At 33.6% G+C, this 9,167-nt stretch carries 10 protein-coding genes; 1 reads left to right on the top strand and 9 read right to left on the bottom strand.

Annotation, left to right across the window (positions count from 1 at the left end; translation table 11 throughout):
- Positions 1-94: 94 nt before the first annotated feature.
- The 9 genes from ACW2QF_RS08335 to ACW2QF_RS08295 form a co-directional block, all read right to left on the bottom strand.
- The gene (locus ACW2QF_RS08335) at positions 95-1,066 is read right to left on the bottom strand and encodes a TIM barrel protein (RefSeq protein WP_455715541.1); all 972 of its coding nucleotides are present in this window, start codon (positions 1,064-1,066) and stop codon (positions 95-97) included.
- 96 nt (positions 1,067-1,162) lie between these two features.
- Positions 1,163-1,852 (bottom strand): hypothetical protein, encoded by a 690-nt coding sequence (locus tag ACW2QF_RS08330; RefSeq protein ID WP_455715540.1) that lies wholly within the window; start codon positions 1,850-1,852, stop codon positions 1,163-1,165.
- 150 nt (positions 1,853-2,002) lie between these two features.
- On the bottom strand, positions 2,003-3,229 hold the full coding sequence (locus tag ACW2QF_RS08325; protein WP_455715539.1) for a linear amide C-N hydrolase: 1,227 nt from the start codon (positions 3,227-3,229) through the stop codon (positions 2,003-2,005).
- Positions 3,230-3,304: 75 nt separating this feature from the next.
- Positions 3,305-3,757, bottom strand: a complete 453-nt coding sequence (locus ACW2QF_RS08320; protein ID WP_455715538.1) for a MarR family winged helix-turn-helix transcriptional regulator — start codon at positions 3,755-3,757, stop codon at positions 3,305-3,307.
- 266 nt (positions 3,758-4,023) lie between these two features.
- Positions 4,024-4,563: a hypothetical protein gene (locus ACW2QF_RS08315; RefSeq protein ID WP_455715537.1), complete on the bottom strand. Its 540-nt coding sequence runs from the start codon at positions 4,561-4,563 to the stop codon at positions 4,024-4,026.
- Between the two features lie 18 nt (positions 4,564-4,581).
- The gene (locus ACW2QF_RS08310) at positions 4,582-5,556 is read right to left on the bottom strand and encodes an ABC transporter substrate-binding protein (RefSeq protein ID WP_455715536.1); all 975 of its coding nucleotides are present in this window, start codon (positions 5,554-5,556) and stop codon (positions 4,582-4,584) included.
- Between the two features lie 12 nt (positions 5,557-5,568).
- The gene (locus tag ACW2QF_RS08305) at positions 5,569-6,285 is read right to left on the bottom strand and encodes an ABC transporter ATP-binding protein (protein ID WP_455715535.1); all 717 of its coding nucleotides are present in this window, start codon (positions 6,283-6,285) and stop codon (positions 5,569-5,571) included.
- On the bottom strand, positions 6,272-7,036 hold the full coding sequence (locus ACW2QF_RS08300; RefSeq protein ID WP_455715534.1) for an ABC transporter permease: 765 nt from the start codon (positions 7,034-7,036) through the stop codon (positions 6,272-6,274). Before ACW2QF_RS08300 ends, ACW2QF_RS08305 begins: the two co-directional genes overlap by 14 nt.
- On the bottom strand, positions 7,026-7,655 hold the full coding sequence (locus tag ACW2QF_RS08295) for a hypothetical protein (RefSeq protein ID WP_455715533.1): 630 nt from the start codon (positions 7,653-7,655) through the stop codon (positions 7,026-7,028). The genes ACW2QF_RS08300 and ACW2QF_RS08295 overlap by 11 nt, the downstream gene beginning before the upstream one ends.
- A gap of 303 nt (positions 7,656-7,958) precedes the next feature.
- Between ACW2QF_RS08295 and ACW2QF_RS08290 the strand changes: the two genes are divergently transcribed.
- Entirely contained in the window at positions 7,959-9,119 is a 1,161-nt protein-coding gene (locus ACW2QF_RS08290; RefSeq protein ID WP_455715532.1) for an ABC transporter permease, read from the top strand.
- The last annotated feature ends 48 nt before the right edge of the window (positions 9,120-9,167 follow it).

The raw sequence follows: 9,167 nt of genomic DNA, 5'->3' as shown, positions 1-9,167 counted from the left end.
ATTATTTCATAAATAAAGATTTTTCTTTAATTTATATGTTTGTTTTAAAATAAATTGACCTTCAGTACAAAATTCGTTAAAAAAACCGTATCCCTTACTTATGATACGGTTCGATAATACTTATTTGTTTTAAATATCCCTCATGTTCTTCACGATTACGCGTAATGAATTCATACGTGATGTATTTTGGCTTCATTTCCTCTATAAACTCTTCCACACCTTCACAGACAAAGGGTCTATGTTCGTCCAGTTGAAAGATATATTCATAAACCTGATACATACGATCCCAATAGTCTTTTTTAAGTTCGGCTGTATCATAATTCATTTTTTGTGCTCTTTCACCAGACAGAGACTGATTAAGATGAAACCCCTTAATATATTCCTTTAATGAACTGTGTTCATTAATAACTGTTCTGACATATTGTAAGGCTTCTTTTGATGTCCTTAATTCTTGATTGGTATTCATAAGATGTCCTGTATCGAGCATAAGCCCTTTTTTAGAATAATTCACTCCATCAATTAGCCTTTTTGTCATGAAAGGATTCTTATAATTAAGTCCTGGCCACCATAGGTTTTCCATTAAGAAATCAAACTGATAGTTTTTTCCATCTAACAGTTCGTTTATTAAAGAACAGGAAACATCAATTACCTCCTCATCTGAATGAAGAAATTTACCAGTAAACGATTCTTCAATTGATACATCGCAAATATGAAATACAACATATTTAGCGCCAATACGATCTGCGTACTCCAATTGCTCGTTATATCTTTTTATCAAGGCAGATTTATCTGTACCACCATAGATTTGCTCTACTACTTCCATAGTTCCATATTCATCTAATACCTTATCCATGTCATCTTTGTAAAAGTCTACCCATGTACTATAAAATGGAAGATGTATTCCAATAATCATATCCTCTGATAGATTTTTGTTTTGTAAATCCTGTAATTTTTGTATTTCTATACCATCTATTCCGTAATTGGTATAAAACTTAACTAGATCTTCTTTATCTGCAAAGCGCTCAAGTTCTGAATCATAGTTGACCAAATTAATCATTCGAAGCATTTTATTCACCTATTCGTTTTCTTAATATTAGTATTCATTAGAAGTATGCTAATACGGTTTATATTATTCATATATACTGTAGCTTCTCTAATTTTATCAGTACTTATCTAAGTCTATTGTTTCCTTCTTTTGGTTATACTTTTCACCTTCATAATACTTGATTTTTAATTCATGGTCTGAGATAAATTTAGCATTAGAAATTGCTGATGAAGGAGGAACTGTTTCCGTAAAATTTCTTTCGATCTCTTTATAATATTTATCTTTATCAAAGATATCCTTTACTATTAACTTTTTTCCATCAATATAAACAATTTTATCATCTTGAGCAAGTACAGGTGTGTCATAAGCTTGCGATATTTCCCTGTTCTCTATATTATAGAAATAAGTATAATAAAATGGATTACCATAATAAATAATTATTTGCATCACCTTATTAGTTAAGAAATGTATGCTAGGTTCTTTCGGATTACTTAACTCATCTACTAGCTTTCCTTCACTATCATATAATTTTATTGTATAGTTTTCATCTTTATCTAAGGAAAGACTATAATATTTTTTAAAATTTTCTATTTCAGCCCTAGATAAAGATGAGTCTACTGTTACATAAGGAGTTTTTTCTCCGGGTATTTTCCATTCTGGTATTTCATCTGTTGTTTCTATATTTTCATTAGCATCTATTGACTCTTGATTTGTTATTTGATTCTTTACTTCACTTATTGATGCTACTTTATTTTTATCACATGCGACAAATCCTAATAGCATTATTATTAATATTACGTATTTCAATTTTTTAATATTTCTTTAGATAACGGAACTGCTCTTGTTTCAAAAAATGGAAAAGTAACACCGAAACACTAAAAAGTGAGCCGCTAAAAATTAACTGATTAAGTTAATTTTTTAGCGGCTCTATTTCAACCTTGAATAGTACTCCAAAGACTAATCATCAAAGCTGAATTCAAATATTGCACTGCTATCCTCATAGTTCTCGTTTGAAACCCACAATACAGTTTTATCCGTTAAGTTATATACGGCACTATATACGGTACAGCCGTTGTTATCATCGTTTTTCCATGTTCTTCTTCCTACCATTGAAAGAATATCCATAGCAGCCTGTTCATCTTTCATAACACCGTCCGTCTTGCTCAGTTCTTCGTAAATTTTTTCATAGCGGTCATATCCTTTTTTATTATCAGTAGACGAATCATCATAATAACCAGGCTGAATAATAAAGTTAGAGATCCACTGATAATCAGATTCTCCCTCAATAGTTCCGATGTGAGCATCGTTATCGTTATAGGTTACAACAAGCTCTCTAGCCGAGCCATCATTATCGGTAGCGTCGGTTCCGTTTACCCATTCAAGAATAGCACTTTTACCGCTCGCATCGGCAACCATGTAATGATAAGAGGTATTTGCAGAGTCATGAAGATCATAGTTAGATGCAATCTCAACAGCATCCTCAACATTATCGGCATAGTCGAGAATTAGACGTAGTAAAGTTGTTGAAGTAAGGTCATCTTTATCGGTATTCTGGTCTGTCGGAACTGTTTCATCACCTTGATAGGTCATATAAATACCACAGCTCACACCAGCGTCATTCATACCGTCGAGAGGAGCATAAGTTGCAGCTAGTGAAGTAATTTTATCCATCAAATCATCAACACCTTTGTCAACATCAATACCTAGAAATTGAAGGTCAACTGTGGAGATAGATGCATGGCGCCCTTCATTGGCTTCCGTAAATACGATGCAAGTGTTGGTTTTAGAAAAGTCATAGTTTCTTGCAAAAAGTTCATCTCCGCTTTCACTCTTAGCAGTAAAAGAGGAACATGCTATTTCAGGATCGCTGATATCTATATCTATTAAGCCTTTTGTAATTTTACTTGTTACAAAGTTTATGAGTTCGGTATCGTTTTTTACTCCACCTTGTTCAACGAATTCATCCAGATAAAAATCTCCTTTGACTTTCATCATATACACATCGCCATCAAGGTGTTCATCGTTGCGTTCTCTGATTAGTTCCATACTTGCGATGGTAGAGATTTCATTATGCCATACTGCGTAAATCGTGATTCCTAAAACCAGTATGATTGCTAAAATTGCTAAGGTAATCCCTAACATTACCTTTTTCCAGATAGGCATTTTTCTTTTTAGTTTATCCATAATTTTAACTCCTTTTCACAAAATTGGTTCATACATATTAAAACAAATTCAAGAGTTTTCCATTTTATCGGGTCGTTACTTAGGAAGCCCCTCCTTACTTAATTGACGCAAATTTAGAGTTATTGATTCCAACGCTTCATAAAAGATTTCCCGTTTTTCATCAGTGAGATCTTTTCCGGCAATTTCTACAGCAAGGCTCACACGCTTGCGTACATGCTCCGCAGCATCCTTTCCTTCACCTGTCAGCTTGAATACCCCCCGATAAAGGTTCTGATGGATACCTTCTTTTGTTACCAATCCTTTTTTCTCCAGAATTGACATCATGCGGGAAACATCGGCTTTATCTTTACCGCAAAGCTCGCCAAGCTTCGGCGCAGTAATTCCCTCCGGATAACGATGCATCGTAAGAAGATATACCGAATGTGGTCCTTTTAACCCGTATTTTTCCATTTCCTCTGTGGCTAACTTATGCCAGTGCCTAGAAATCTCTGATATTGCATAAGAAAACCGTTCAAATCTATCGACCATACCAATGCTCCTTTATCATTTTTTAAGAAGTTGAAAACTCAACATCTTGATATTTTGCATTGTACATCATAGAAGTTGAAATGTCAACATGTGCATACTCAAAAAAACAACCTTTCGATGCTGTGTGCCATATGAAACTATATATGTTCACATATGACATACAGTGTAGAAAAGTTGTTCTTTAAGTTGGATTGGAAATTATTTGGTTTTAATAACATAGCGTGACTACTGGATTTAGCAATAGTCACATCACTTCCGCTATAACTTTATAAAATAACAAATAAGTCCTCTGGTTTTGATTCCATAATACTATTTGCTAATGCTTGTCTTAATGACAATAACTTCTTTTGATCTTCTTCTTTCATTGGAATATTTGCTTCTTTGCACTGCTTAGCCAACTTAGAATATTCCATAAATTCTTCTGGAATAATACCTTCTTTCAGATATAGCTGAATGCTTTTTTCCTTATAGCCAATTTCAAAATAGTATCTTCCACCATTCGGTGCTACTTGTCCTGGTTTATCTTCACAATAAGATAAATCAAGTTTTAGTTGATCATTGGTTTTCACACGCATTACCATCTCAGTAGCATCGATAATTCCTCTACCATTGGAACCAATACCACTATAGAAATGAAAGTTTCCACGAACAGGGATTTCATCACAAAGTTCCTTGAATGTCATTAACATAATTTTAAATGCTAATGCTGCTCCACCAATCATTTGTCTCCCATGATACTTTAAGATATCTTCATAGGTAATTTCAATAATATCATCGTTATCTTTAACTGTAATTTTTTCTACCATTGCTTACCTCTCTTCCAATTATTTTATATAAATTGAAGATGTATCAAACTCTTCTTCGATCATACCTGCTTCATACATGAAGTCTGCAACGTTTTGGAAAGCTTCACGGTCTGCATCTGTAGTTTCAATGTTGAAATCATATTGCCCAAACATTTCTTCTACTGCTTCAACTTCTAAATCAAGTTCTTTCGCAACGATTTCCATTGTTTCTTCATGATTTTCTTCCATGTAGTTGATGATTGTTTCTTGTGCGTTCATGAACATATCGATTACATCTTTGTGTTCGTTATAGAAGTCTTCTCTTACTGCAACTGCGATGATTGCATCTGTTAATCCTGCACCATTCGTTACTAAGTTGTAACCTTGTTGCTGTGATACATAAGCAGTTGGTCCAGCTACTAATGCTGCATCAATGCTACCACCATCTAAGGCTGCTTTTGCATCTGGAATTGACATATTTACATAGTTCACATCTTCAATTGTCATACCTGCATTGTCAAGATACGCAAGTAATAATTGGTGTAAGTTAGTTCCTGTAGGACCTGCAATAGTTTTACCTCTTAAATCTTCAGCAGATTTAATGGAATCATCAGCAGAATATAAGCAAAATGCCTCTGGAGATCTACTGTACATATTAAGAACTTTGATATCAGCACCATTAGCTGCGGATAAGATTACAGAAGTACCACCAACTGCATATAAGATGTCAACATCACCAGATGCTAACGCTTGTGTTTGATCAGCACCAGATGTGATTTCTGCGTATTTTACTGTAATGTCCTGACCATTGCTCTTAAATTCTTCTTCAAAAATATTTTTGTTTTTCTGTAAGATACTTGGTACATTTAATGGGGATGTAACATGTGTAATTGTTAATTCATCCAAAGATGATTGTGTTTTTGTAGTATCTGTTTTGCTAGAACAGCCAACCAAAGTTGTCATAATCATTCCCATTGCTACGAAAGTTGCGATTTTTTTCTTATTGAATCTCATTTTGTTTCTCCTCTATACATTTACTTTTAAATAATTTATGATTTTTTTCTTTAGTTCTACGTATTTATTACTTAATAAATCTCTATGTTCTGTTTCATCATCAATCTCATATTCCGATTTGATGGTTCCTTTTTCTAGCACTACAATCTTATTTCCTAGAATCAATGCTTCATCGATACTATGTGTTACGAATAAAATGGAACACTTAGTACGCCTATGAATGTTTTGCAATTCTTCTTGCATCTGTTCTCTCGTAAAATGATCCAACGCTGAAAATGGTTCATCCATCAAGATAAAATCTGGTTCATATGCGATTGCTCGCGCAATTGAGACACGTTGTTTCATCCCTCCAGACAGTTGTTTTGGATATGCACTTTTAAATCGGCTTAAGCCCACAGTTTCAATAATTGTATCAATTTTCTCTTGATTAATTTCGTTTTTTTTGATTCCGAACGTTATGTTCTTTCTCACAGTTAACCATGGCATCAGGCGATCTTCTTGGAATACATACGCCTTTCTCTTAAGGTTTGCATCTCTAATTTCTCCACTATCGTAGTTTTCCAAACCTGCTACTAAGCGAAGCAACGTCGTCTTACCACAACCACTACGACCTACGATAACTGTGATTTTATTCGATGGAATATTAAGATTAATCTGATCTAAAACTTTAAGGTTTTCATTTTCCACAGAATAACTTTTTGTGATATCAACTAACTTAATCCCATCCATTTGTCTCAGTTCCTTTCAGTGATTTATTAATGATTAACGCAAACAAGCGATCTGTAATATAGCCTACAACACCAATTACAATAATGCCTACAATTACTTTATCTGTTCGCGACATTTGTTGTGCAAATAGAATCATATGCCCAAGGCCTGTTGATGCGGCAATCATTTCTGCACTAATAATGGCTCTCCAACTATACCCCAAACCAATTCTCATACCAACTAATATATCCGACATGGCAAAAGGAAGCATAATTCGAAAGAAACTATTTACTTTGTTATATCCATAGATTTGACCTACTTCCAATAACTTTTTGTCACAGCTCACAAAACCCTTCACTGTATTTAAATAGATTGGGAAAAAAGAGGTAAGTACAATAATTGCAATTTTTGTTGTTTCTCCAATACCAAACCATAAAATTAACAAGGAAATCAAACTTAGGGGTGGAACATTCTTCATAAACTGAAGAATTGACTCATAATAATCACTCCATTTTGGTCGAATAATACGTACCATTGCTAATATAAAAGCAAAAAATGTTGCTATGAAAAACCCTTTTAATACTCGAATGAAACTAATATAGATATCTTCGAATATTTCACCAGATAGGAGCATCTTATAAAAGCTATCAATTACCTTTTTAGGTGATGGTAAGATATAAGTACTTACCATTCCAAGTTCTGTGATGATATACCAAATGATAAAAAGTACCGCAACAAAAATCGTTGTCTTAATACGTTTACTAAGTTTCATCAATTAGTACCCCGTCACCATTATTACAACCACCATTACAATAGAGCATCTCAACCAAGTCCTTATCCTTATATCTTTCATTAGAAAAATACTCCTCTATGGTCTCTTTTCCTGAAAGACTCGCTGTCTTAGCTTCCAAGGAATCAAAATACCCTAGTGGAATTGGACTCTCCTCCAAAGCGTTTTCTTTGACAACAAGATTTGCATCTAATGTTTTTAAAAACTCTTTCCAGCTCACAAAAACAGTATCTTGAAGCTGTAACTGATTTCCATGGGAAGCTAAACTTTCACATGGCGTTGTAATTATTTTTTTCTTTCCTTTTAATGTTTCACGGGTTGCTAATTCCATGGCGCAATGTATTAAGATAGGTTCTATTGCAGGAACTTCAGCCGTTTTATCCTTAATCTGCTTTTTCGCTTCCTCAATAGCCAATGGACATCTTCGGTCCAAAAGTGGTAGAGTTGCCTCATCTAAAGCAGATTTATATTTCTCTTTCACTATACCATGCCAATCGACTGTAACATCGACTCTCTCATATCCATTCTTTTGTAGTACATCATTTAACTCTTCTTTGTTATACATCTTGTCTACGACAGGATTTATGAAAATATATTGCATAATTTAAAACCTCACTTAAGCCTAGCTTCGTATAGTATACACTAAATGAGAATGATTTTCAATAGCAATTGATGGTAAATAGTATTTTATATAACCAAAAAGACCAAGTGTTTCTACTTGATCTTAGTTTTCTAACCATTAACTAGTTAGATTATTACCTATATATACTATCGTGAATTATTATCATGTTATAAAAGTGATTATTATTTCACTAAAATTCCCATAATAATATGTTAGCAAGTAAATTACTCAAAACATATATTGATACTTTCCAATATTTATCAAAACTAGAAAGGAGGTTTTATGATGAGATTAGCATTTAAAATTGCAACACGTTTCCTAAAATCAAGCAAAGGCCAAACAGCCCTTATTGTACTTGGAATAGCAGTTGGTGTATCCGTACAGATATTTATTGGTTCATTAATACAAGGGCTTCAAAAAAGTCTTATAAACAAAACTGTAGGTAATTCACCTCAAATTACCATATCTTCAACTAAAGCTGATAAACTTATTAATGGTTCTGATGAGATTATTGATAAGATAGAATCCACTGATAATAGAATCAAAAATCTTTCAGTAACTACTGATATTCCAGCACTTGTGAAAGAAGATAATCAGAACTATTCCGTCTTAATAAGAGGTATGAACAAAGATGATTCTGATAAAATCTACAATATAAAAAAAAGAATATACGAAGGTAGAGAACCAAAGTACGACTTAGAGGTTATGATAGGTAAGGAGCTTAAACAAGAATTAGGAGCTAAGATTGGAGATGAAATTCAAATTATAACTAACAATGGTGAAGTGAATACGGTAACAATAACAGGTTTTTATAATCTTAATGTAGCTTCTCTTAATAAATCATGGTTGATAACAACACTAGAAAACGCCCAGAATATGTTCTCGTTGGGAGGTGACGTAACAAACATTGAAATGCAAGTTACCGAGGTTTTTAAAGCAGATGAAATTGCTGCAAATATAGAATCTAAACTTAATAATAATTATAAGGTTGATAACTGGAAAGCACAAAATGAGGAATTACTAAGTGGACTTAAGGGGCAAAGTGTCTCAAGTATAATGATACAAGTGTTTGTATTAATAGCAGTGGCTCTTGCCATAGCTAGTGTACTTGCCATAACCGTTATCCAGAAATCAAAACAAATCGGTATTCTTAAAGCAATGGGTATAAAGGATAAAACTGCAAGCTATATATTTCTCTTTCAAGGACTTTTACTTGGAATTATGGGCGCAATCCTTGGAGTGATACTTGGTCTCTTGTTAGAAATTGCATTTACCAAATTCGCAATTAATCCTGATGGAACACCAATTGTAGATCTATATATTAATTATGGTTTCATAGTTCTCTCTGCATTCATTGCACTAGCCTCTGCTACCATAGCCGCCTTAATCCCTGCAAGACGATCATCAAAACTAAATCCAATGGAGGTGATACGTAATGGATGATATAATTCGTTTAGAGAATATAGATAAGATATTTGGTAAGGACAGTAT

Source organism: Anaerosporobacter sp. (genome assembly GCF_965301125.1).
This window is presented reverse-complemented; position numbering and strand designations above follow the sequence as displayed.

Excerpts from the sequence above, each read along its gene's own strand:
- ACW2QF_RS08325 (WP_455715539.1), bottom strand. The coding sequence starts at position 3,229 with ATGGATAAACTAAAAAGAAAAATGCCTATCTGGAAAAAGGTAATGTTA.
- ACW2QF_RS08310 (WP_455715536.1), bottom strand. The coding sequence starts at position 5,556 with ATGAGATTCAATAAGAAAAAAATCGCAACTTTCGTAGCAATGGGAATG.
- ACW2QF_RS08335 (WP_455715541.1), bottom strand. The coding sequence starts at position 1,066 with ATGCTTCGAATGATTAATTTGGTCAACTATGATTCAGAACTTGAGCGC.
- ACW2QF_RS08300 (WP_455715534.1), bottom strand. The coding sequence starts at position 7,036 with ATGAAACTTAGTAAACGTATTAAGACAACGATTTTTGTTGCGGTACTT.
- ACW2QF_RS08305 (WP_455715535.1), bottom strand. The coding sequence starts at position 6,285 with ATGGATGGGATTAAGTTAGTTGATATCACAAAAAGTTATTCTGTGGAA.
- ACW2QF_RS08290 (WP_455715532.1), top strand. The coding sequence starts at position 7,959 with ATGATGAGATTAGCATTTAAAATTGCAACACGTTTCCTAAAATCAAGC.
- ACW2QF_RS08315 (WP_455715537.1), bottom strand. The coding sequence starts at position 4,563 with ATGGTAGAAAAAATTACAGTTAAAGATAACGATGATATTATTGAAATT.
- ACW2QF_RS08295 (WP_455715533.1), bottom strand. The coding sequence starts at position 7,655 with ATGCAATATATTTTCATAAATCCTGTCGTAGACAAGATGTATAACAAA.
- ACW2QF_RS08320 (WP_455715538.1), bottom strand. The coding sequence starts at position 3,757 with ATGGTCGATAGATTTGAACGGTTTTCTTATGCAATATCAGAGATTTCT.